The sequence below is a fragment of the Streptomyces sp. NPDC050509 genome (genome assembly GCF_044457965.1).
GTDB lineage: Bacteria > Actinomycetota > Actinomycetes > Streptomycetales > Streptomycetaceae > Streptomyces.
This window is the reverse complement of the sequence record NZ_JBITHL010000007.1, coordinates 239,842-261,823: the sequence shown is the minus strand read 5'-3', so window position 1 is coordinate 261,823 and position 21,982 is coordinate 239,842. Positions and strand designations below refer to the sequence as shown.

The following is a 21,982-nucleotide window of genomic DNA, read 5'->3' as shown; positions in this document are numbered from 1 at the left end:
CCGAGGGTCCATGCCGTACGGCATGGACCCTCGGCTTTGCCGCGACACCCCGGGACGGTACGGTCAGCGGGCGGAGGCGGCACGATCAACGAGGGGTGCGAGGCGTCGATGGCCATTGCCAAGGCCGAGCGGCTGATGAATCTGGCGCTGTGTCTGCTCGGGACCCGGCGGCCGCTCAGCAAGCGCGAACTGCGTGGCTCCATCGAGGCGTACCTGGAAGCCGGCACCGACGAATCCTTCAACCGGATGTTCGAGCGGGACAAGGACGACCTCCGGGAACTCGGCCTGGTCATCGAGACGGTGGAGAACCTCGACGGCGAGACCGGCTACCTGGCCCGACGCGACAGCAACCGGCTGCCCCCCATCACCCTCGACGCCGAGGAGGCCGCGGCCCTCGGCCTGGCCGCCAAGGTCTGGCAGCAGGCGCGGCTGGCCGGCGCGGCGAGCGGCGCCCTCCAGAAGCTGCGCGCCGCCGGGATGCCCGAGGCCGAGGACAGTTACGAGGCCCACCACGGCGCCCTCGAACCCCGTATCCCCGTCCACGAGGCCGCCTTCGAGCCGCTGATGCTCGCCTGCCGCGACCGGCGCCCCGTCTCCTTCGACTACCGCAAGGCCAACGCGGCCCGCGCCGAACAGCGCCAGGTCGAACCGTGGACGCTGGAGTGCTGGCGTGGACACTGGTACCTGGCCGGCTGGGACCGCGACCGCGGCGCCGAGCGGGTCTTCCGGCTCTCCCGGATCTCCGGCCGGGTCCGCTCACGCGTCGGCACGTTCGGCGCGCCCGTACCGGACGTGGTGACCGTGCGCGAGACCGTGGAGAGCTGGGCGGGGGAGACCGCGACGCGCTCCGCGCTGATCAGACTCCGCTCCGGCTGCGGCTACCCGCTGCGCTCCCGGGCGCTGTCCACACGGGAACTGGCCGACGGCTGGGACGAGCTGGAGATCCCGTACGGACACGGCCTGGACGCCTGGCTGGTGGAGTTCGGCCCGGACGTGGTCGTACTGGAGCCCGCGGATCTGCGGGCCGACGTCCTGGACCGGCTGCGCGCCGTGGCCAAGGGCTGAGAGGGGCTCGTACACCGTGGCAGCCAACGCGATCGACCAGACCCGGCGGATGCTCTCGCTGGTGACCTATCTGCGGGAGCGCCCCGGCGCCCATGTCGGCGACGTGGCCCGCGCGTTCGGGATCAGCGAGGACGAGCTGATCTCCGACCTCGACGTCCTGCCCATGTGCGGTACGAGCTTCCGCGGCGGGGACCTGCTGGACATCGACACCGACGGCGACCGCATCTGGTGGCACAACCCGGACGATGTCGCCGAGCCGCTGCGGCTCGCCGCCGACGAGGCGACGGCGCTGCTCGTCGCGGCCCGTGCGGTCGCCACCCTGCCGGGGCTGCGCGAGGGCGACCGGCAGGCGCTGCTGCGCGCCACCGCCAAACTGGAGACGGCGGCCGGTGAGGTCGCGGGCGCCAGCTCCCGGCTCTCGGTGACCTTCGAGTCCGAGGGCGGCGTGTTCGCCGAGGTCGACCGGGCCATCTCCGAGCGGCGCAGGCTGTGGCTGCGGTACTACTCCCCGGCGCGGGACGAGCTGACGGAGCGCGAGGTCGACCCCATCCGGCTCTTCGCCGTGGGCCACACCTACATGGAGGCCTGGTGCCGGCTCTCCGAGGCGCGGCGTACGTTCCGGCTCGACCGGGTGGCCGAGATCCGGCTGCTGGACGCCCCGGCCGCGCCCCCGGAGCTGGAGCTGCGGGATCTGTCGGAGGGGCTGGTGCAGCCGTCGGCCGAGGACCCCGAGGTGATCGTCGAGGTGGGCCCCGGCGGCCGGTGGGTCGCCGAGTACTACCCGCACGACAGCGCGGTGGAGCTGCCCGACGGAGGGCTGCGGATCACGCTGCGGGCCCCGGTGCCGGCCTCGCTGCGGCGGCTCGCGCTGCGGCTCGGCGGTGACGGACGGATCGTCGCCCCGCCGGAGCTGGCGGACAGCGCGCGGCGGGCCGCCGCCGAGGCGCTGGCGGCGTACGAGATCCACTGACCCGGCGCGGGGCGGCGCCGACCGGCTTGTACGGCGGGGGAGCGGCCCCGCCGGGCCGGTGACCGACCGGGCCGGACCGAACGGGCGAGAGCGAACGGCTGAGGACAAGGAGAAAGGGAAATATGTCGGCAATGTCTGGGTCGTCTGGTTTTTCGACGGTGGTCCCGGTCCTCTTCAAAGCGGCCTGTCCCGAGTGCCGGGCCGCCTTCGAACTGTCGGCGGGCGCGCTGCGCCTGGCGGTCGGGGCCAGCCGGCGCACCACCTTCTACTCCTTCGTCTGCCCCGAGTGCGAGGCCCCGGTCCGCAAGCCCGCGGGTGAACGCATCGTCGAACTCCTCACAGGCGGCGGGGTGCGGACGATGCGTCTGCACTCCACGCTTCAGGACCTGCCGGGAACGGTCTGACACCATGCTCTGGCCCATGATCGCCATCGCCCTGGGTTTCCTCGGGACCGCCGTGCTCGGCGTCCTGGCCGTCAGGGTCTTCCTCGAAGCGCGGCGGCTCGCCCGCCAGGTCGCCGCCACCACGGAGCGGATCAACCTCGCCGCCGAGGACCTGGAACGGTCCGCGACGCGGCTCGCCGCCACCGGTGACGCACTGAGGTAGTCCACACGCCCCCTGCTCAGCGCGGGTCCGGAGAGGTACGCTGCACGTCGTGGCCCGGGCAGCGAGGCGTGGGGCCGCGCGCTTGACGTACGCACGGGGATTGCTCTGTGTTCACCCCCGCGCGTTACGATCGCTGGGCAACCTGTCGGACACAAGTCCGGCCCTATCCACGCAGGCCCGTTCCGTGCCGCCTCGGTGAGAAGGTAAAGACTTATGCTGTTCGGAAAGATCGGTGCCCCCGAGATCATTCTCATCCTCGTCGTGGTCATCCTCCTGTTCGGCGCGAAGAAGCTTCCCGACATGGCGCGTTCGCTCGGCAAGTCGGCCCGCATTCTCAAGAGCGAGGCCAAGGCCATGAAGTCCGAGGGACAGCAGACCGCCCCGGCCGAGCCTCCGAACGACCCCGCTCAGGACCAGACCGCGCCCCGTACGATCCAGGCGTTCCCCGGCGATGTGACGAACGCGCGCCCGGTGAACGAGCCGACGGACTCGACCAAGCGCTGACACCACCTGGGCCGGAGCGGGCACTGCCACGAGGCAGCCCGCCGCACGAGATGAGGACGTGGGTTGCTGAAGTCCGCCCGCAAGAAGGAGACGGACCCCGAGGGGCGGATGCCGCTGGTGGAGCATCTGCGCGAGCTGCGCAACCGGCTCGTCAAGGCGCTCATCGGCATCGTCGTCGTGACCATCGTCGCGGCCTTCTCCTACAAGGAGATCATCGAGTTCTTCACCGACCCGGTGCTGAAGTCGGTCGGATGTTCCGTGAGCTTCACCGAGCTCACCGAGCGGGACGGGGGCACCTGCGCCCGGATCGTCCTCAACGGTCTGGTGACGCCCTTCACCCTCGCCCTCAAGGTCTCCCTGACGGCCGGTGTCGTCCTGGCCTCGCCGATCTGGCTCTACCAGCTCTGGGCGTTCATCGCGCCGGGGCTCCACAGGAACGAGAAGAAGTACTCCCTCGGCTTCGTCGCCGCGGGGTTCCCGCTCTTCCTGGCCGGTGGCTTCTTCGCGTACAAGACGCTGCCCACCATGGCGAGGGTCCTCCTCGACTTCTCGCCCGCCAACCTGGACAACCAGCTCCCGCTCGACGATCTGCTCGACCTGATCACCCGCATGGTGGTCGTCTTCGGCCTCTCCTTCGAGCTGCCGCTCCTCCTCGTGATGCTCAACTTCGGCGGGGTGCTCACCGGTAAGCGGATGGCCGGCTGGTGGCGCGGCATGATCATGGGCATCACGGTCTTCGCGGCGGTCGCCACCCCGAGCACCGACCCGGTCAGCATGCTCGGCCTGGCCGTACCGATCTGGGTGCTGTACTTCTTCGCCACGGGGATCTCCTTGATCAACGACCGCCGTAAGGCGGCGCGCGACGCGGCGGGCCCCGGCGACGACGAGGCGTCGGACCTGGACCTGACGCCCGAGGCCATCGGTGAGATCGAACCCGTCTCGACGCGGCCCGCGCTCCCGGAACAGTCGGACGGCGCCCGGAACAACCGGGTGAACGGGTACGACGACATCACCTGACCGGCGCGGGCGGAGCGGTGCCGCCCAAGGACGATTAAAGATCGGGCTGACTGTCGGAGGGGGCGGGTAGGCTCGACCGCAAGATGACAGAGGACCTCTCACCAGCCGAGCGCTACGCCGCTGCCCGGATCCGCGCCGCAGAACGGGCCACGGCGCTCGCGCCCTTCCGCGAGATGTACGAATTCGGTCTGGACCCCTTCCAGATCGAGGCATGCCAGGCCCTGGAGGCGGGGAAGGGCGTGCTCGTCGCGGCGCCCACCGGCTCGGGCAAGACGATCGTCGGCGAGTTCGCCGTGCACCTCGCCCTGGCCGAGGGCCGTAAATGCTTCTACACGACCCCGATCAAGGCGCTCTCCAACCAGAAGTACGCCGACCTCGCCAAGCGGTACGGGGCCGACAAGGTCGGCCTGCTCACCGGTGACAACAGTGTGAACGCGGACGCGCCGGTGGTCGTCATGACCACCGAGGTCCTGCGCAACATGCTCTACGCGAACTCCCGGGCGCTCATCGGCCTCGGCTATGTGGTGATGGACGAGGTCCACTACCTCTCCGACCGCTTCCGCGGCGCCGTCTGGGAAGAGGTGATCATCCACCTCCCCGCCTCCGTCACCCTCGTCTCGCTCTCGGCCACCGTGTCGAACGCGGAGGAGTTCGGTGACTGGCTGGACACCGTACGGGGCGACACCGAAGTGATCGTCTCCGAGCAGCGGCCCGTACCGCTGTGGCAGCACGTGATGGCCGGCCGCCGGATGTACGACCTCTTCGAGGAGGAGACCGACCACGGTGGCCGGGGCATCGCCAAGCGCGAGGTCAGCCCGGACCTCGTCCGGCTGGCCCGGATGGAGAACCAGCGCACGTACAACCCGCGCGACCGCCGCCGCGGCAAGATGGTCCGTGAGGCGGACCGGGAGCGCGAGCGCCGCCAGCGCAGCCGTATCTGGACCCCGGGCCGGCCCGAGGTCATCGAGCGGCTGGACGCGGAGGGGCTGCTCCCCGCGATCACCTTCATCTTCAGCCGGGCCGGCTGCGCGGCCGCCGTACAGCAGTGCATGTACGCGGGCCTGCGGCTCAACACCGACGAGGCGCGCCGCCGGGTCCGGGAGATCGTCGAGGAGCGTACGGCCTCCATCCCCGGCGAGGACCTGCACGTCCTCGGCTACTACGAGTTCCTGGAGGGCCTGGAGCGGGGCATCGCCGCGCACCACGCGGGCATGCTGCCCACCTTCAAGGAGATCGTGGAGGAGCTGTTCGTCCGCGGCCTGGTCAAGGCCGTCTTCGCCACGGAGACGCTGGCTCTCGGCATCAACATGCCCGCCAGGTCCGTGGTGCTGGAGAAGCTCGTCAAGTGGAACGGCGAACAGCACGCCGACATCACCCCCGGCGAGTACACCCAGCTCACCGGGCGGGCCGGGCGCCGCGGCATCGACGTCGAGGGCCACGCGGTGGTGCTCTGGCAGCGCGGCATGGACCCGGGCGCGCTCGCCGGGCTCGCCGGGACCCGTACGTATCCGCTGCGCTCCAGCTTCCGGCCCTCGTACAACATGGCCGTCAACCTCGTGCAGCAGTTCGGCCGGCACCGGTCGCGCGAGCTGCTGGAGACCTCCTTCGCCCAGTTCCAGGCCGACCGGTCCGTCGTCGGGATCTCCCGGCAGGTCCAGCGCAACGAGGAGGGCCTGGAGGGGTACCGGGCGGGCATGACCTGTCACCTCGGGGACTTCGAGGAGTACGCGCGGATGCGCCGCGACCTCAAGGACCGCGAGACGGAGCTGGCCAAGCAGGGCGTCGCGCAGCGCAGGGCCGCCGCGGCCTCCTCGCTGGAGCGGCTCAAGCCGGGCGACGTCATCCATGTCCCGACGGGCAAGTTCGCCGGCCTCGCGCTCGTGCTGGAGCCGGGGCTGCCCGCGGGGCGAGCCAACGGGCACCGCGGTTTCGACTACCAGGAAGGCCCGCGTCCGCTCGTCCTGACCGCCGAGCGCCAGGTCAAGCGGCTGGCGGCGATGGACTTCCCGGTGCCCGTGGAGGCGCTGGAGCGGATGCGGATCCCCAAGTCGTTCAACGCGCGCTCGCCGCAGTCGCGCCGCGATCTGGCGTCCGCGCTGCGCACGAAGGCCGGACACATCGTGCCCGAGCGGCACCGCAAGCAGCGGGCGGAGGCCGCCGACGACCGGGAGATCTCCCGGCTCCGTACGGAGCTGCGCGCCCATCCCTGCCACGGCTGCGACGAGCGCGAGGACCACGCCCGCTGGGCCGAGCGCTACCACCGGCTCCAGCGGGACACCCGCCAGTTGGAGCGCAGGATCGAGGGCCGGACGAACACCATCGCCCGCACCTTCGACCGGATCGTCGCGCTCCTGACCGAGCTGGACTACCTGCGCGCCGACGAGGTCACCGAGCACGGCAAGCGGCTGGCCAGGCTCTACGGCGAGCTGGACCTCCTCGCCAGCGAGTGCCTGCGGGACAGGGTCTGGGAGGGGCTCTCCCCGGCCGAGCTGGCCGCCTGCGTCTCCGCCCTGGTCTACGAGGCCCGGCAGGCCGACGACGCGGTGGCGCCGAAGCTCCCCGCGGGCGACGCGAAGGCCGCGCTGGGCGAGATGGTCCGTATCTGGGGCCGGCTCGACGCGCTGGAGGAAGACCTGAAGATCAGCCAGACGGAGGGCGTGGGCCAGCGCGAGCCGGACCTCGGCTTCGCCTGGCCGGTCCACATGTGGGCCTCCGGCAAGGGGCTCGACGAGGTGCTGCGCGAGGCGGAGATGCCGGCCGGTGACTTCGTGCGCTGGTGCAAGCAGGTCATCGACGTCCTCGGCCAGATCGCGGCGGCGGCCCCCCGGGAGGACAGCACGGTCGCGAAGAACGCCCGCAAGGCGGTCGACGCGGTGCGGCGCGGAGTGGTGGCGTACAGCTCGGTCGGCTGAGACCGGGGCGCCCGAGCGGGCCCGCGCTCCCTCCGGGGAGCGCGGGCCCGCGCCGTTTCCGTCGATCGCCAGGAACGCCGATGGACGGTAACGCCGGTCGGCAGGAAGCCCGGTCGACGGGAATCAGGTCACATCTTCGGCATCAGGACCGTGTCGACGATGTACACGGTGGCGTTGTTGGTCGGGACATTGCCGCAGACGACCTTCGCCGAGTCGTTCACCGTGTAGGACTCGCCCGAGCCGGCCGTGGTCAGCGTGGACTTCTCCAGGGTCGGGAAGGTGCCGCTCTCCAGCGCCTTCGGGGGCAGCTTCTCGCCCACGACGTGGTACGTGAGGATCTTGGTCAGGGTGGCCTTGTCGGCGAGGACCTTGTCCAGGTCGGCCTTCGGGATCTTGGCGAACGCCTCGTTGGTCGGCGCGAAGACGGTGATGTCCTTGGCACTGTTCAGGGTGTCGACCAGACCGGCCTTCTTCACCGCGGTGACCAGGGTGGAGAGGTCGGGGTTGTTCGACGCGGCGGTCGCCACCGGGTCCTTCGACATGCCGTCGAAGGAGCCCGCGCCGCTCTTCGGCACCGAGGCGCACGCCGTACCGAAGGGCTGGTCGCCCGTGCCCGCCGCGTTGTCCGCCGGGGTCTCGGCCGTCTCGGTGGCGGCGGAGGACGCCGCATCCGACGACGTGGTGTCCTTGCTGTCGTCGCTGGAGCAGGCCGTGAGGGCGAGCGGGAGTACGGCGGCGCCGACGAGGGCGATGGCGGCGCGCTGGAAGCGGGTGGCGTTCATGGTGAATCTCCTTGGAAAGGCGGTGCTCGCCGGAATGCGGGCACAGGGGGGTAGGGACATGGGGAAATGGCTTGTGTGATGACGGTGCGACGAGGGCGCGGGCAGCGGCGGTCAGGTGACCGAGACGACCACCGAGTGCCAGCCGGTCGCCCCGTTGGGGACGGTGCCGACGCGCTGACTGGTCTGCGTGTATCCGTCCTTGTCGGTGGCGCGGACCTCAAGGGTGTGGTTGCCGGTGGTGGCGGGCCACTCCCAGACCCACTGGCGCCAGGTGTCCCGGGTGTCCTCGGCCGCCAGCCGCGCCGGGTGCCAGGCGCCGCCGTCGACCCGTACCTCCACCCGGGCGATACCCCGGTGCTGGGCCCAGGCGACCCCGGCGACCGGGACCGTGCCGGGTTTCGGGCTGGCGAAGGGGCGCGGGGTGTCGATCCGTGACTCGGTCTTGATCGGCGCCTCCTGCGACCAGCTCCGCTTCACCCAGTACGCGTCGTAGTCGGCGAACGTGGTCAGCTCCAGGTCCTGGAGCCACTTGCAGGCCGATACGTAGCCGTACAGCCCCGGCACCACCATCCGGACCGGGAAGCCGTGGTCGAAGGGGAGCGGCTCGCCGTTCATCCCGACGGCGAGCAGCGCGTCCCGGCCGTCCATGACCGTCTCGACCGGGGAGCCGATGGTCATGCCGTCCACCGAGCGGGCCACGAGCTGGTCGGCGGGCCCGCCCTTCGAGGGCGGCCGTACGCCCGCCTCGCGCAGCAGGTCCGCCAGCCGTACGCCGATCCAGCGGGCGTTGCCCACGTACGGGCCGCCCACCTCGTTGGACACACAGGTCAGCGTGATGTCCCGCTCGATCAGTTCGCGCCTGAGCAGATCGTCGAAGGTGACGGTGAGGGGCCGGGCGACCCCCTTGCCGTGGATCCTCAGCCGCCAGCCCGTGGCATCGATCCGCGGCACCACCAGCGCCGTGTCCACCCGGTAGAAGTCCTTGTTGGGTGTCGTGAACGAGCTGAGACCGCGGATCCTGAGGTCCGCGCCCGCCGGCACGGGACGGGCCGGGGAGGCCGGCGACGGCAGGACGATGTCCTTGCGTGAGGCGACGGCGCCGGCCGACCCCGAGGCGTTGAGCCGGACCCCGAGCGCGCCCGCCCCGGCCGATGCCGCCACCGCGGCCGTCGCGGCGACCACGAAGCGGCGCCGGTCGAAGGTGCCGCCCGTCCCGCCCGCCGCGGGGGACGAGCGGGGTGTGAGCCTGCCGGCCAGCAGATACAGCACCCCGCAGGCCACCAGCGCCCCCACGAGCGAGGGCAGGGCGTCGGTGGGGCCGCCGCCGGGACGGCTCGCCGCCGCCACCGCGCCGATCACCCCGAAGACCAGAACCGCCGCGGAACCCGCCCGCCGGTGGTGCAGCGCGAACACGCCGACCACCATGGCGAGGAGCGCGAGGACGATCAGGATGCCTAGCTGGAGCACCAGCTTGTCGTTGGTCCCGAAGTTCCGTACGGCGAAGTCCTTGAGCCACGGGGGAGTGCGGTCGATGAACGCGCCGCCCACCGCCGTCACGGGGCTCGCCTCCGGGCGTACCGCCGCCGCGGCCAGCTCCGCCACTGCGAGCGCGGAGAAGCCCGCGATCAGTCCGGCGAGCGCGCCGAGGCCGCGGTGCAGCAGGCGCGCTGTCGGACCGTCGTGCTGACGGGCCTCTGGTTCCGGCACTTTCCGATCTTCGCTCACACCGGCCATTCGGCACCGGAAGCAAGGCGGATTGGTCGGGCACCCGAAGGAATGAAAAAAAGTACCGCCGACGGCAGGACAGGCCCCCGGACAGCTGAGAAGTCATCTCATTTGGCTGGGTAGGCTGTGCAGACGGCCGTCACCATCGACGGCGTCCTCATCCGCGGCGCCGTCGTCGTCGGCCACGAGGATGTCTCCGGGGTGGGGACGCGACGGCCCAGACATGGAACCGCGAACACCGGTGGGCACAGGCCCGCGAGCAGCAGACCGCCCCAGCCGAGGTCGCGACCCGTTTTCTACCGGGACCGCCGCCTGGTGGCACGTGAGTGGTTTTCCCGGGCAGCCGCGTTGTCCCTGTTCTCGTCGGGCTTCGGGATCGGTTGCCCGGAGAGCGCGGCGACCAGCCGGCCGGTCCTCGTCGGCGGGTAGCACCGTGGGGCAGGGGCGGCCAGGTGCTTGAGAAGACGGCTGAGAGGGCCGTCGGCTGCGGGCATACGTCCTGCGGTCCGATGGCGTACCGGCCGGTGCATCCGTGTTCCGCGATCGGTCGACGATGACGTGCGCCGAGAGGTTCTGTGGTGGTTCGCCCGCAGACGCAAGGCCATCAACGTCAGTGCGGCCGCTCGGGACTGTGATGTAGACGCATCGTCAAGGAGCGTGGACTCTCCGCTAACGACGTTCCGCCCGACGCCACAGCAATATCGATTCCGTCAACACATCGAATCCGCAATCCCAGAACACCGCGACATGCAAAGCGGAAAAAGTCACCCCTTTAGCGACTGCGGCAGTCGAATCCGGAACCTGACGAAGGATCACCTCACTTGAAACTGGCCAGAATCCTCACTGTCCTCGCTCTCAGCGCGACTCTCGGTTTTAGTGCCACCGCAACGGCCACCGCCGGCACCGGCAGCTCTCCGGCTCCCCGCGCCACCGAAAACACAGGTTCTGAAGACGCGGCCGACCGCGCTCGCACCGCCAAGGCGCGCAAGGGCCCCATCATGGCGACGTACAAAGGCAAGAAGTTCGACATGGCTGACGGGTGGGGCGACGCAAAGGTCTGTTCCGAATATCCCGATCTCACCGTGAAGTGCTTCGCTACCGACGCGGAGGCCCAGGCCGACGTCGCCGCCTACGCCAAGAAGGATCCCCGAGCCCTGCCGAAGGCCCCCAAGGGGCGCTCCGCCACGATTCAGCCAGCGGCACCGGCATCCATGGCTTCAACGGCCAGTGGTGACGGAGCAGTCCCCCTCGCCGCCTCCTGCTCCTTCGGCTGGACGTGCCTCGGCGAGCACCAAAACCTGGGGGGCCGCAAGCTCCAGTGGTCCGCCAACGGCACCAAGACTCTCGCGACATGGGGATTCCGAGACGAGGCCACCTCGACCTGCAACAACGACGAGACCGGTGGTATGGGCATAGTCGACTACCGCACCAACTGGCCCGACCAGGAGCTCATCACAATCCTCGGCACTTGCTACACGAGCCTCCACGAACTGAGCTACCCCCCGCTGTGGGGTGCCGGCACTTGGAACGACCGCGCTGACGAAGTATGGATGTGATGACTACCCAACAGCGCTGCCCCCGCACTGAGCATTATGGCGCGGGGGTATACCCGTACGCCGCAAACGACGGAGGCCCCATGCGTGCGCACACCACGCTATTCGCCCTCCCCGCAGGCCTGCTGTTGACCACCGCTTGCATCGGCGAAGCCATTTCCGCCGTATCCGTCCCTGACAGCCTCCCGTCGTAACCCTCCGACGATGAGCCGGCCAACCAGGACGCAGCCAAGCGGTTCACCAAGGCATCCGCAACAGACGGGGCCCCTCCCTCTGGAAGTCACCCACATCATCGATACCGTCGTTGGTGACCGGCCGTACACCTATTTCGTCACCACCGCCGAGGGCACCCCGAGCAATCAGGACATCTCAGCGCTCATCGATGAGTGGACCTCATGGCCCGATAAGAGCACCGAGACCAGCATGGTCGGTGTCTACGGTGCCGACGGCTCCCGTATCGGCTCCGCAACCATCGACTCCGCAGCCAAGGTGAACAGTCCTCGCGGCTGACGTCCTACCGAAGATTGACCTGTCGGTTGAGAAGTCATCTCATTTGGTGAGTCGGCTGTAGCAGATCAGGGTGCAGGCGATGGCGGCGAAGGCGAGGAAGTGTTCGGCTTGCGTTCGTAGCGGCGGTGGAGTCTGCGGCAGCCGGCGAGCCACGCCACGGACCGCTCCACGACCCAGCGGTGACGGCCCAGGCGGGCGGAGGATTCAATGCCGCGTCGGGCCAGGCGGTGCGTGATACCCCGCGCACGGAGCCATTGCCGCAGGTGGCGGTAGTCGTGCCCCGTGTCGCCGTGCAGCTTGCCGGGCTTGCGGCGGCGCGGCCCGCGTCGCGAGCGGATCGGCGGGATACCCCGCACGAGCGGCTCCAGGCCCTGACTGTCGTGCATGTTCGCACCCGATATACCGACTGGCAATGGCAGACCGGTGTGCTCGGTGATCAAGTGGATCTTCGACCCGTACTTACCCCGGTCCACAGGATTCGGACCCGTCAGCTCCCCCTTTTCATCGCCCTCATGTTCACGGGGTCGATCGCGCACCGCGACCAGTCCAACTCGCCACGGGATCCGGGCTCGTCGAGCACCAAGCGGTGGAGCCTGGCCCACACCCGGGCCTTCGGCCACTCGGTGAAACGCCGGTGAGCCGTCGCGCCGGACGGCCCGAACGACGCAGTCGGCAACTGCTGCCACGTGCGGCCCGAGGTCGCCACGAAGACGATCGCGGCCGGCACTTCGCGGTCACCGTGCCGACGCCGGCCCCCGCCCTGAGGCCGCGTTGACGCCTCCGGAACCACCCGCTGGAACAGCTCCCACAGCTCATCCGGCACCAGCCGCTCAACAATCCTCGCCACGACTGACAGCCCACCCAGCCAAATGAGATGACTTCCAAGGCCCGTCGGAAAGATCGCGCCGCTCACCAATCCCCGGCTCGCGCCGCCTCGAATGCCCAGCGAGAGAGGGCCTGCGCGCAGCACCTGGGCGCGGGGCCCGGATCGCCGGACATGGGCGATCGCCGCACCAGGGTGAGGGAGCAGCATGAGTGGGGAACGTCCGCGTACCGCCGTGGTGGGCGGCGGAGTGGCGGGGCTGACCGCCGCGTACGTCCTGCGGAACGCGCACGAGGTGTCGCTGTACGAGGCGGACGACCGGCTCGGCGGCCACGCGCACACCCATGACGTCCCGTCGGCCGACGGCCGGGTGCACCACGTCGACTCCGGCTTCATCGTGCACAACGCGCGCACCTACCCGTATCTGCTGAGGCTCTTCGGCGAGCTGGGCGTGGAAACGCGGGAATCCGAGATGAGCATGTCCGTCCGCTGCGACGGCTGCGGACTGGAGTACGCCGGCGCCCGCGGCGCCGCGGGCCTCTTCGCCCAGCCGCGCAACGCGCTCAGCCCGCGCTATCTGCGGCTGCTCGCCGAGGTCCCCCGTTTCCACCGGGCGGCCCGCCGGCTCCTCGCCTCGGACGACACCGCTCGGGACGACAGGACCCTCGGAGAGTTCATCTCCGCGGGACGCTTCTCGCCGTACTTCCTCTCCCACTTCCTGACCCCGCTGGTCTCCTGCGTCTGGTCCTGCGACGCGCGGACCGCGATGCGCTACCCCGCCCGGTATCTCTTCCGCTTCCTGGCGCACCACGGTCTGCTGACGATCTCGGGATCGCCGGTCTGGCGGACAGTCGCCGGCGGTTCGCGCGCCTATGTCGACCTCATCGGAAAACGGCTGGCCACCGTCCACACCGCCACCCCGGTACGGTCCGTACGCCGCCACGCGGACGGCGTCGGGATCACCGCCGAGGACGGCACCGTCGGGCGGTACGACGCGGTGGTCATCGCCGTCCACCCGGACCAGGCGCTGCGGCTGCTCGCCGACGCCACCGAGGACGAGCGCCGGGTGCTCGGGGCGTTCCCGTACTCCCGTAACGCCACGCAGTTGCACACCGACACCGGTGTGCTGCCGCGCGGCGCGGGCGCCCGCGCCGCCTGGAACTACCTGATGCCCGCCTGCGACGCGGGCGCCGACGCCGTACGGGTCAGCTACGACATGAACCGGCTCCAGCGGCTCGACGCCCCCGAGACGTATGTGGTCACCCTGAACGGCGCGGACCGGGTCGACCAGGACCAGGTCCTCGCCCGCATGGTCTACGAACACCCGGTCTACACCCCCGAGTCGGTCGCGGCCCAGCGCGAACTGCCCGCGCTCAGCGGCCCGGTCACCGCGTACGCGGGCGCTTACCACGGCTGGGGGTTCCACGAGGACGGCTGCCGCTCGGGCGTGGCGGCGGCCGAGGCCCTGGGGGTGGTGTGGTGACCACCGGACCCGGTGCGCCCGCCACCCCGCCGACCTCCGTCGCGCCCGCCTCCGCTGTGCCCGCCTCCGTCGTGCCCGCGCTCTACACCTGCGACGTCCGCCATGTCAGGACCGCTCCCCGCCGCCACACCCTGGGGCTGCGCACCTACATGTGGCTGATCGACCCCGACCGGCCACCGCGGCTGCCCCGGCCGCTGCGCCCCCTCGCCCGCTTCGACGCGCGCGACCACTTCGGCGGGACCCGGCCCACCATCCGCGCCGGGCTGACGGCGTTCCTCGCCGCCCAGGGCATCGACCTGGCCGACGGCCGGGTGACGATGCTCGCCCACGCGCGGGTCTTCGGGCATGTCTTCAACCCGCTCAGCCTCTTCTGGTGCCACCGGACCGACGGCACACCGCTGTGCGTCGTCGCCGAGGTCCACAACACCTACGGGGAGCGGCACTGCTACCTGCTGCGCCCGGACGCCACCGGACGGGCCACCGTGGACAAGGAGTTCTACGTCTCGCCGTTCTTCCCGGTCGACGGCGGCTACACCATGCGCCTGCCCGAACCCGACGAGCGGCTGCGCCTGACGGTACGTCTGAAGCGCCCCGAGGGGAGCCCGTTCACCGCGACCGTACGGGGCGAGCGCCGCCCCGCCACCCCCCGGACCCTGGTGCGCGCCGCGCTGCGCCACCCCTGGTCCACCGCCGTCGTCTCCGCCGGCATCCGGCTGCACGGCATCCGCCTCCGCCTGCGCGGACTGCCCGTCCAGCCCCGTCCCCGTCACCAGCCCCAGGAGGGTCTTCAGTGAGCGTGTCCGTCTCCCCGGCTTCCTCGGCGTCCCCCGGCGCTCCCGGGTCCCCCCGTCCCGCCGCTGCGTGGACACCCGCCGCGCCCGCCGTTCCCGACCCGTCGCGCTGGCCCGACGTCGCGCGGCTGCCGCGCGGCTCGTGGCTCCGTACGGCCGTGACGGAACGGCTCGTCCGGCGGGCCTTCGGCCAACTCCCTCTGTGCGTGCGGTTCGACGGGGGCGGGACGATCGGCCTCGGCGGCCCGCTGATGGAGATCCACGACGCCACGGCGTTCCACCGCCGGATCGGCGCCGGCGGACTGATCGGCTTCGGCGAGTCCTACATGGCGGGCGAGTGGGAGGCCCCCGACCTGGTCGGTGTGCTGACCGTACTGGCCGAACGCCTCGCCGAACTCGTCCCCCGGCCGCTCCAGCGGCTCCGCGCGGCCTGGGCACCCCGGCAGCCCGCAGCCCAGCGCAACACCCCCGAGGGCTCGCGCGACAACATCAGCCGCCACTACGACCTCTCGAACGACCTCTTCGCGCTCTTCCTCGACGAGACCCTCTCGTACTCCTCGGCCCTCTTCCGCGGCTTCCCCGCCGACCGCTCGCTGCTGGCCGCCGCCCAGCACCGCAAGATCGACCGGCTGCTGGACGAGGCGGGGGTCGGCCCCGGCACCTCGCTGCTGGAGATCGGGACCGGCTGGGGCGAACTGGCCCTGCGCGCGGCGGCCCGGGGCGCCCGGGTGCGTACCGTCACCCTCTCCGGGGAACAGTGCGAACTGGCCCGCGTCCGGATCCGCGAGGCCGGTTTCGAGGACCGAGTCTCCGTCGAGCTGTGCGACTACCGGCTGGTGGACGGCGTGTTCGACGCCATCGTCAGCGTCGAGATGGTCGAGGCCGTCGGCGCGGAGTTCTGGCCCGAGTACTTCACGACCCTGGACCGGCTCCTCGTCCCCGGCGGCCGGATCGCCCTCCAGGCCATCACCATGCCGCACGACCGGATGCTCGCCACCCGGCACACCCACACCTGGATCCAGAAGTACATCTTTCCCGGCGGCTTCTGCCCCTCCGTCGAGGCGATCGAACAGATCACCGCCGACCGCACCGCCCTGCGCGTGGCCGACCGCGACGGCTTCGGCGCGCACTACGCCGAGACGCTGCGCCTGTGGCGCGAACGCTTCACCGAACAGGCCGCACGGGTCGACGCGCTCGGCTTCGACGCCGTCTTCCGCCGCCTGTGGACCTTCTACCTCGCCTACTCGGAGGCGGGCTTCCGCTCCGGCTACCTCGACGTGCAGCAGATGCTGCTGACCAAGGAGACCTCCCGATGACCTCCACCCGGAAGGCCCCCCTCCCGGTGCCCGCCCCGCCCACCGGCGCTGCCCCGCCCACCGGCGCAGCCCCGCGCCTCCACGCCCTCGCCGGTCAGCTCCTCGGCGGCCCGCTCCCGCTGCGGCTGCGCGCCTGGGACGGCTCCGTCGCCGGGCCCGAGGGCACGCCCGTCGTGCTGATCCGCAACCGCCGCGCCCTGCGCCGACTGCTCTGGCAGCCCGACGAACTCGGCCTCGCCCAGGCGTACATCACCGCTGAGCTGGACATCGAGGGGGATCTCGCCGACGGGCTGCGCACCCTCGGCAGCGCCGTACGCGACCGCGGCCCGCGCCCGTCCCGGCTCACCGTCGGCGACCGCGTCAGGGCCGCCCGTACCGCCCTGCGCCTCGGCGCGGTCGGGGTGCGCCCGCCCGCGCCCGCCGCGCAGGCCCGGCTCACCGGCTCCGCGCACAGCAGGGCCAGGGACCGGGCCGCGATCAGCCACCACTACGACCTCTCCAACGACTTCTACGCGCTGCTGCTCGACGAGACCATGGCGTACTCCTGCGGCTACTGGACCGGCGACGGACCCGGTTACGGGGCCGCCGACGCCCAGCGCGACAAGCTGGAACTGATCTGCCGCAAGCTCGCGCTGACCCCCGGCGCGCGGCTGCTCGACATCGGCTGCGGCTGGGGATCGCTCACCCTGTACGCGGCCGAGGAGTTCAAGGCCCGGGTCACCGCCGTCACGCTCGCCGCCGAACAGGCCGAGTACGTCAGGGCCGAGGTCGGGAAGCGGGGTCTGGAGGAGCTGGTCGAGGTACGGCTGTGCGACTACCGCGACATCGAGGGCGGCGGCTACGACGCCGTGTCCAGCGTTGAGATGGGCGAGCACGTCGGCGACGCCGAGTACCCCGCCTTCACCGCCCTGCTGCACGCGAGGGCCAGGCCGGGCGGCCGGGTCCTCGTCCAGCAGATGTCGCGCTCCGCCACGGCCCCCGGCGGCGGCGCCTTCATCGAGTCGTACATCGCCCCCGACATGCACATGCGCCCGCTGGGCGACACCGTGTCGCTGCTGGAGGGGGCGGGCCTGGAGGTACGGGCCGTGGAGGCGATGCGCGAGCACTACGTCCGGACGATCCGGGCCTGGCACCGCACGCTGGAGGAGCGCTGGGACGAATTCGCCGCGCTGGTCGGTCCGCAGACCGCCCGGGTCTGGCGGCTCTACCTGGCCGGCTCCGCGCTCGCGTTCGAGGAGCGCCGGATGGGCGTCGACCAGATCCTCGCCGTACGGCCGACGGCCACGGGGGAGAGCGGGATGCCAGCGGGCGGGCGGCCCGGCGCGCTCCGGGAGTGGTACCGGGACGGTGTGCCGCGGTGAACGGCTACCCGTGGGCAGAGTTCGGGGAGGGGGTCGGCGCCGCCGCGGCGGCGGCCCTCGCCGTCATGCTCGTCACGTTCGCGCTCGCCCTCGTCAAGGGGATGCACCGGATCGTGGACATCGCCTGGGGCCTCGCGTTCACGGCCGTCGCGCTCGTCTCGTACGCCATGTCGGCCGGTGACGGCGGCGACGGAACGCGCCGGCTGCTGGTCACCGTCCTGACCGCGGTGTGGGGGCTGCGCCTGGCCGCCCATATCGCCGCGCGCGGCCGGGGCCACGGGGAGGACGCGCGGTACGAGGCGATGCTCGCCCGGGCGTCCGGCAACCGGAATCTCCACGCCCTGCGCATGGTCTACCTGCTCCAGGGCGCCCTGGTCGTGCTGGTCGCGCTGCCGGTACTGGCCGCGCCGTACGTGGCGGGCCCGCTCGGCCCGGTCGCGTACGCGGGCTGCGCGCTCTGGCTGGTCGGGCTCCTCTTCGAGGCGGTCGGGGACCGGCAGCTCGCCCGGTTCAAGGCGGATCCCGCGCACCGGGGCCGCATCATGGACCGGGGGCTGTGGAGCTGGACCCGGCACCCCAACTACTTCGGGGACTTCTGCGTCTGGTGGGGGCTCTTCCTGATCGTCTGCGACGATCCGGCGGTGGCCGCGGCGACCGTGGCCGGCCCGCTGGTGATGAGCCTGCTGCTGACCAGGGGCAGCGGGAAGCGCCTGCTGGAACGTCATATGGCGGACCGTCCCGGCTTCGCCGAGTACACCGCCCGTACGAGTGGTTTCTTCCCGCTGCCGCCGAAGCCGGGCCGGTCAGGGAAGGGGCGTGGGCTGACCGGTTGACCGGCCGCAGTGGATCGGGCGGAGCCGCGGGCCACGGCCCACGGCCCACGGTCCCGCCCGATCCAGGGTCCTCAAGCGGCCGGGAAGTTCATCAGGGCCAGCGGGGTGGAGGTGGGCTGCTCGGAACCGCCCGCCGGTTCCACCGTGATGCCCATGCCGGACGCCCCGTCCACCGGCCCGTCCATCAGTACGGAGGCGGAGCCGGTCACGGGATCCAGCAGCCCCGCGGCGCGCATCGTGCCGCCGTCGTTGTACCAGAGCTCGTAGACCTTGCCGCTGGGCGGTTTCGGCATCCCGGAGGCGACGAACGCCGCCCGGTCCCGTGCCCGGGAGACGATCACGCTCCCGGTCGCGCCGTTCGTCAGGCCGCCCGTGGCGACCTTGGCGTCCGGGGCCGCGAGCACGGCGGCCAGGTCCTCGGAGTGCCGCTGCGCCGCCCGCGCCTCCTGGCGTGCGTCCCGTGCCTCCTGGTTCTGCCAGACCGCGACCCCGCCGAGCCCCGCCACGGCGGCCAGACACGCGGCCAGAGCGAAGCGGGAGAGGGCGCGGCCACGGCCGGTGCCGCCGGAGCGGGCCTGACGGTGGGTCACCTTCGGCGGGTCCTGGCGCTCGGTGGCGATCCGGCGGAGCACCTGCTCCTTGAACGCGGGCGGCGGGGTCACGGCCACGGCCCGGCCCAGGCGGGCGGCGGTCGCCGAGAGTTCCCGTACCTCCTGGGAGCACGCGTGGCACGCCTCCAGATGACGTTCGAACTCGGCGCGCTCCTCCGGGGCCAGGGCGTGCAGCGCGTACGCGCCGGTCAGCGTGTGGAGATCCGCAGTGGTCATGCGTTCACCCCCAAGCAGTCGCGCAGCCGGATGAGCCCGTCGCGCAATCGGGTCTTGACCGTGCCCAGCGGGACCGAGAGCAACTCGGCGACTTCCCGGTAGGCCAGGCCCTGGTAGTACGCCAGTGTGACGGACTGGCGCTGGAGTTCGGTGAGAGTCCGCAGACAGCGGCGCACCTGCTCCCGTTCGAGACTGGCCTCCACCTGCTCGGTGACCTCGTCGAAGGCGGGCGTACGGTCGAGCAGCGCGGCCCGGTGCTCCCGGTCGCTGGACGCCTGCGCCGAGCGCACCCGGTCCACCGCGCGCCGGTGCGCGAGAGTCATGACCCAGGTCATGGCGCTGCCGCGGGACGGCTGGAAACGGGTGGCCGTCCGCCAGACCTCCAGCAGGACCTCCTGCGCCACCTCCTCCGACTGGGCCGGATCGCGCAGCACGCTGCGCACCAGGCCCAGTACGGGGCCGCAGACCTGGTCGTACACCCGGGAGAACGCCTCCTGGTCGCCCCTGGCCACCTGGCTCAGCAATTCCTGAAGATCGGGCCCCGCCGAAGCGGGGCCGCCGATGTGTACGGCTTCTTTCACGCGGCTTTCCTCCACGGTGCGCACATGCGTTCGAGCTTCCATTCGTGCTGGTCGGCGAGTGGTCCGAACAGACTCCAGCATGGATTCGGAGCCGGGATACCCCCGGATTGGTCCGTCCCGCACCGAAGTGGCTGCCGGGACATGTCCCGGCAGCCACTTCAAGAAGGTCGTCGAACTGGGCGTACCAGAAGTCCGTCCAGGACGGGATGCGCCTGCAGGAGACGACAACGGGTCCCGGTACGGGCGGACCGCCCGTACCGGGACCCGTTGTCGGAGCCCGGCGGTTTGTGGGTCAGGCCGCGGGCCGCTGCTCCTGCTCCTTCTCCACCTGCTCGTTCCACTCGCGCTTGACGGCGCGCCACGCCTCGTCGGTCTGGCCGAGCCGCCAGTACCCCGAGATCGACAGCCGCTCGCGCGGTATGTTCCGCTCCAGCCGCAGGTGGCGGCGCAGCTCCTTCACGAAACCCGCCTCGCCGTGGACGAAGGCCAGGACATCGCCGGGCGGGAAGTCGAGCGCGCGCACGGCGGCGGTCAGCGCCTCGCCCACCGGGCGGGAGCCGCGGTGCAGCCAGGTGATCCCGACCCCGTCCGGTGTCGCGATCTTCTGCTCCTCCTCGGGGCCCGAGATCTCCACGAACGCGTGCACCACGGCCCCGGGTGCCACCCGCTCCAGTGAGGCGGCGATCGCCGGCAGCGCGCTCTCGTCGCCCACCAGCAGATGCCAGTCGGCGGCCGGGTCCGGCGCGTAGAGACCGCCGGGCCCCAGCAGTCGTACCGTCTCGCCCGGCTGTGCGCGCGCCGCCCACGGGCCGGCCAGCCCCTCGTCGCCGTGGACCACGAAGTCGATGGTCAGCTCAAGGGTGGCCGGGTCCCAGGCGCGCACCGTGTACGTACGGTTCAGGGGCCACTGGTCGCGGGGGAACTCCGCCCGGATCCGGTCCATGTTGAACGGCTCCGGGTAGCTCACGCCGTCCGGGGTGAAGAGCACCTTGACGTAGTGGTCCGTGAACTCCCCGGCCCGCACCGAGGCCAGCCCCTCGCCACCCAGGACGACACGCACCATGTGCGGGGTGATCCATTCGGTGCGCAGGACCTGTCCCTCATGGACCTTCGGTGCTTGGCGGGCCGGCTGTTCTGCCACGGCGGTCTCCCTCGACTCCACGACGCTTAGGCTTACCTAAGTAAGCTAACACTCACCGTGGAAGTGTGGCGAGCAGACGCCGCAGGGCCCCGCCCAGACCCCACCGCGTGGCCAGCGCGTCGACCATGGCCGGATCGCGCGGTCCCGCGGGCAGCGCCGGGTCGAACTCCGGCAGCGGGACGTCCCCGGCGACCCGGACCACCGTGGGCGCGACCGCCACGTACTCCCGGGCCCCGTCCAGCCGCTTGCGCTGCGACGGGGTGAGCCGGGAGGACGGGTCGTCGACCGCCGCCATGATCCCGGCGAGATCGCCGTAGGCGTCCAGCAGCTTGGCCGCGGTCTTCTCGCCGATTCCTGGTACGCCGGGCAGCCCGTCGCTCGGGTCGCCGCGCAGCAGCGCCAGATCGACATATCCGGCGCCGTCCACCCCGTACTTCTCGCGCAGCGCCGCCTCGTCCATGAGCTGCAGCGTCCCCACGCCCTTGACCGGGTAGAGCACCCGTACGCCCCGGGAGTCGTCGATGAGCTGGAAGAGGTCCCGGTCGCCCGTGACGATGTCGACGGGGCCCGCGGCGCGGCCCGCGAGCGTGCCGATCACGTCGTCCGCCTCGTACCCCGCGACGCCGATCCGCGCGATGCCCAGCGCGTCGAGGACCGCCTCGATCACCGGGACCTGCGGGCCCAGGGTGTCCGGGGTCTCCTCCTCGTCGGGCCCCTCGGGGCGCTCCTGGGCCACCCGGTGCGCCTTGTACGAGGGGATCAGCTCCACCCGCCAGGCGGGCCGCCAGTCGGCGTCCATGCAGGCGACCAGGTCGTCCGGATGGTGGTCCTGGACCAGCCGGGCGATGAAGTCGAGCAGACCGCGCACCGCGTTGACCGGCGTGCCGTCCGGGGCCCGTACGGAGTCGGGGACCCCGAAGTAGGCGCGGAAGTAGAGGGAGGCGGTGTCCAGGAGCATCAGGCGTCGTGTCACACCCCCGATGATGCCCTGTACCACTGACAGTGCCGGTTCGCACCGGTCCGTGACCGGGCGGCCGGGGGCGAAAGGGGGTTTTGCGCCGATCCGCTTGTGATCTTGTGTGACCTGTGTCACTTAATTGTTTGCCTTGTGTAAGGACGGGCAGGCGCGCTCCCGGAGCCAGCCAGAGGGCGATTTCACGCATCGTCCCCGGTGGACGGACC

The 21,982-nt window shown here is 71.4% G+C and carries 20 protein-coding genes and 1 pseudogene; 14 read left to right on the top strand and 7 right to left on the bottom strand.

Annotated features, from left to right (window positions below):
* Positions 1-108 precede the first annotated feature (108 nt).
* From ACIBJC_RS21560 to ACIBJC_RS21530, 7 genes are all read left to right on the top strand, one after another.
* Complete coding sequence (locus ACIBJC_RS21560; RefSeq protein ID WP_399294786.1) at positions 109-1,065, top strand: helix-turn-helix transcriptional regulator; 957 nt, start codon at positions 109-111, stop codon at positions 1,063-1,065.
* A gap of 16 nt (positions 1,066-1,081) precedes the next feature.
* The gene (locus ACIBJC_RS21555; protein WP_399294784.1) at positions 1,082-2,035 is read left to right on the top strand and encodes a helix-turn-helix transcriptional regulator; all 954 of its coding nucleotides are present in this window, start codon (positions 1,082-1,084) and stop codon (positions 2,033-2,035) included.
* Positions 2,036-2,157: 122 nt separating this feature from the next.
* Complete coding sequence (locus ACIBJC_RS21550; protein ID WP_399294782.1) at positions 2,158-2,439, top strand: hypothetical protein; 282 nt, start codon at positions 2,158-2,160, stop codon at positions 2,437-2,439.
* 4 nt (positions 2,440-2,443) lie between these two features.
* Complete coding sequence (locus tag ACIBJC_RS21545; protein WP_399294780.1) at positions 2,444-2,641, top strand: hypothetical protein; 198 nt, start codon at positions 2,444-2,446, stop codon at positions 2,639-2,641.
* A 213-nt stretch (positions 2,642-2,854) separates the two neighbouring features.
* Positions 2,855-3,145 (top strand): Sec-independent protein translocase subunit TatA, encoded by a 291-nt coding sequence (gene tatA, locus ACIBJC_RS21540; RefSeq protein ID WP_329824472.1) that lies wholly within the window; start codon positions 2,855-2,857, stop codon positions 3,143-3,145.
* A 63-nt stretch (positions 3,146-3,208) separates the two neighbouring features.
* On the top strand, positions 3,209-4,162 hold the full coding sequence (gene tatC / locus ACIBJC_RS21535) for a twin-arginine translocase subunit TatC (protein ID WP_399294777.1): 954 nt from the start codon (positions 3,209-3,211) through the stop codon (positions 4,160-4,162).
* An 83-nt stretch (positions 4,163-4,245) separates the two neighbouring features.
* Positions 4,246-7,074: a DEAD/DEAH box helicase gene (locus ACIBJC_RS21530; RefSeq protein WP_399294775.1), complete on the top strand. Its 2,829-nt coding sequence runs from the start codon at positions 4,246-4,248 to the stop codon at positions 7,072-7,074.
* A 128-nt stretch (positions 7,075-7,202) separates the two neighbouring features.
* On the opposite strand, the gene ACIBJC_RS21525 is transcribed toward ACIBJC_RS21530, so the two are convergent.
* Positions 7,203-7,856: a fasciclin domain-containing protein gene (locus ACIBJC_RS21525; RefSeq protein ID WP_399294773.1), complete on the bottom strand. Its 654-nt coding sequence runs from the start codon at positions 7,854-7,856 to the stop codon at positions 7,203-7,205.
* Positions 7,857-7,967: 111 nt separating this feature from the next.
* Positions 7,968-9,590 carry a sulfite oxidase gene (locus tag ACIBJC_RS21520; RefSeq protein WP_399294771.1) on the bottom strand — a complete coding sequence of 541 codons (1,623 nt, stop codon included), beginning with the start codon at positions 9,588-9,590 and terminating at the stop codon, positions 7,968-7,970.
* A gap of 812 nt (positions 9,591-10,402) precedes the next feature.
* On the opposite strand from ACIBJC_RS21520, the gene ACIBJC_RS21515 reads away from it, so the two are divergent.
* Together ACIBJC_RS21515 and ACIBJC_RS21510 are read left to right on the top strand one after the other, a co-directional pair.
* Positions 10,403-11,137 carry a hypothetical protein gene (locus ACIBJC_RS21515; RefSeq protein ID WP_399294769.1) on the top strand — a complete coding sequence of 245 codons (735 nt, stop codon included), beginning with the start codon at positions 10,403-10,405 and terminating at the stop codon, positions 11,135-11,137.
* A gap of 201 nt (positions 11,138-11,338) precedes the next feature.
* Positions 11,339-11,644 (top strand): hypothetical protein, encoded by a 306-nt coding sequence (locus tag ACIBJC_RS21510; RefSeq protein WP_399294767.1) that lies wholly within the window; start codon positions 11,339-11,341, stop codon positions 11,642-11,644.
* A 39-nt stretch (positions 11,645-11,683) separates the two neighbouring features.
* Here ACIBJC_RS21510 and ACIBJC_RS21505 read toward each other — a convergent pair.
* A pseudogene (locus ACIBJC_RS21505) lies at positions 11,684-12,482 on the bottom strand (IS5 family transposase).
* A 193-nt stretch (positions 12,483-12,675) separates the two neighbouring features.
* Here ACIBJC_RS21505 and ACIBJC_RS21500 point away from each other — a divergent pair.
* The 5 genes from ACIBJC_RS21500 to ACIBJC_RS21480 all read left to right on the top strand — a co-directional run bounded on the left by ACIBJC_RS21500 (position 12,676) and on the right by ACIBJC_RS21480 (position 18,251).
* Positions 12,676-13,950, top strand: coding sequence for an NAD(P)/FAD-dependent oxidoreductase (locus ACIBJC_RS21500; protein WP_399294765.1), 1,275 nt, complete (start codon positions 12,676-12,678; stop codon positions 13,948-13,950).
* A 71-nt stretch (positions 13,951-14,021) separates the two neighbouring features.
* Positions 14,022-14,744, top strand: a complete 723-nt coding sequence (locus ACIBJC_RS21495; protein WP_399295169.1) for a DUF1365 domain-containing protein — start codon at positions 14,022-14,024, stop codon at positions 14,742-14,744.
* Positions 14,741-16,057 carry a class I SAM-dependent methyltransferase gene (locus ACIBJC_RS21490; RefSeq protein WP_399294763.1) on the top strand — a complete coding sequence of 439 codons (1,317 nt, stop codon included), beginning with the start codon at positions 14,741-14,743 and terminating at the stop codon, positions 16,055-16,057. The genes ACIBJC_RS21495 and ACIBJC_RS21490 overlap by 4 nt, the downstream gene beginning before the upstream one ends.
* Positions 16,054-17,418: a class I SAM-dependent methyltransferase gene (locus tag ACIBJC_RS21485; protein WP_399294761.1), complete on the top strand. Its 1,365-nt coding sequence runs from the start codon at positions 16,054-16,056 to the stop codon at positions 17,416-17,418. Before ACIBJC_RS21490 ends, ACIBJC_RS21485 begins: the two co-directional genes overlap by 4 nt.
* Entirely contained in the window at positions 17,415-18,251 is an 837-nt protein-coding gene (locus ACIBJC_RS21480) for a DUF1295 domain-containing protein (protein WP_399294759.1), read from the top strand. Before ACIBJC_RS21485 ends, ACIBJC_RS21480 begins: the two co-directional genes overlap by 4 nt.
* Before the next feature lie 71 nt (positions 18,252-18,322).
* On the opposite strand, the gene ACIBJC_RS21475 is transcribed toward ACIBJC_RS21480, so the two are convergent.
* The 4 genes from ACIBJC_RS21475 to ACIBJC_RS21460 all read right to left on the bottom strand — a co-directional run bounded on the left by ACIBJC_RS21475 (position 18,323) and on the right by ACIBJC_RS21460 (position 21,758).
* Positions 18,323-19,078 carry an anti-sigma factor domain-containing protein gene (locus tag ACIBJC_RS21475; protein ID WP_399294757.1) on the bottom strand — a complete coding sequence of 252 codons (756 nt, stop codon included), beginning with the start codon at positions 19,076-19,078 and terminating at the stop codon, positions 18,323-18,325.
* A complete protein-coding gene (locus ACIBJC_RS21470; RefSeq protein WP_399294755.1) occupies positions 19,075-19,659 on the bottom strand; it encodes a sigma-70 family RNA polymerase sigma factor in 585 nt (194 codons plus the stop codon). The genes ACIBJC_RS21475 and ACIBJC_RS21470 overlap by 4 nt, the downstream gene beginning before the upstream one ends.
* A gap of 292 nt (positions 19,660-19,951) precedes the next feature.
* Complete coding sequence (locus tag ACIBJC_RS21465) at positions 19,952-20,800, bottom strand: siderophore-interacting protein (RefSeq protein WP_399294753.1); 849 nt, start codon at positions 20,798-20,800, stop codon at positions 19,952-19,954.
* Between the two features lie 52 nt (positions 20,801-20,852).
* Positions 20,853-21,758, bottom strand: coding sequence for a 5'-3' exonuclease H3TH domain-containing protein (locus ACIBJC_RS21460; protein WP_399295167.1), 906 nt, complete (start codon positions 21,756-21,758; stop codon positions 20,853-20,855).
* Between the last annotated feature and the right edge of the window lie 224 nt (positions 21,759-21,982).

Excerpts from the sequence above, each read along its gene's own strand:
- ACIBJC_RS21530 (WP_399294775.1), top strand. The coding sequence starts at position 4,246 with ATGACAGAGGACCTCTCACCAGCCGAGCGCTACGCCGCTGCCCGGATC.
- ACIBJC_RS21550 (WP_399294782.1), top strand. The coding sequence starts at position 2,158 with ATGTCGGCAATGTCTGGGTCGTCTGGTTTTTCGACGGTGGTCCCGGTC.
- ACIBJC_RS21560 (WP_399294786.1), top strand. The coding sequence starts at position 109 with ATGGCCATTGCCAAGGCCGAGCGGCTGATGAATCTGGCGCTGTGTCTG.
- ACIBJC_RS21460 (WP_399295167.1), bottom strand. The coding sequence starts at position 21,758 with ATGCTCCTGGACACCGCCTCCCTCTACTTCCGCGCCTACTTCGGGGTC.
- tatA (WP_329824472.1), top strand. The coding sequence starts at position 2,855 with ATGCTGTTCGGAAAGATCGGTGCCCCCGAGATCATTCTCATCCTCGTC.
- ACIBJC_RS21545 (WP_399294780.1), top strand. The coding sequence starts at position 2,444 with ATGCTCTGGCCCATGATCGCCATCGCCCTGGGTTTCCTCGGGACCGCC.
- ACIBJC_RS21525 (WP_399294773.1), bottom strand. The coding sequence starts at position 7,856 with ATGAACGCCACCCGCTTCCAGCGCGCCGCCATCGCCCTCGTCGGCGCC.
- ACIBJC_RS21500 (WP_399294765.1), top strand. The coding sequence starts at position 12,676 with ATGAGTGGGGAACGTCCGCGTACCGCCGTGGTGGGCGGCGGAGTGGCG.
- ACIBJC_RS21485 (WP_399294761.1), top strand. The coding sequence starts at position 16,054 with ATGACCTCCACCCGGAAGGCCCCCCTCCCGGTGCCCGCCCCGCCCACC.
- ACIBJC_RS21510 (WP_399294767.1), top strand. The coding sequence starts at position 11,339 with ATGAGCCGGCCAACCAGGACGCAGCCAAGCGGTTCACCAAGGCATCCG.
- ACIBJC_RS21520 (WP_399294771.1), bottom strand. The coding sequence starts at position 9,590 with ATGGCCGGTGTGAGCGAAGATCGGAAAGTGCCGGAACCAGAGGCCCGT.
- ACIBJC_RS21475 (WP_399294757.1), bottom strand. The coding sequence starts at position 19,078 with ATGACCACTGCGGATCTCCACACGCTGACCGGCGCGTACGCGCTGCAC.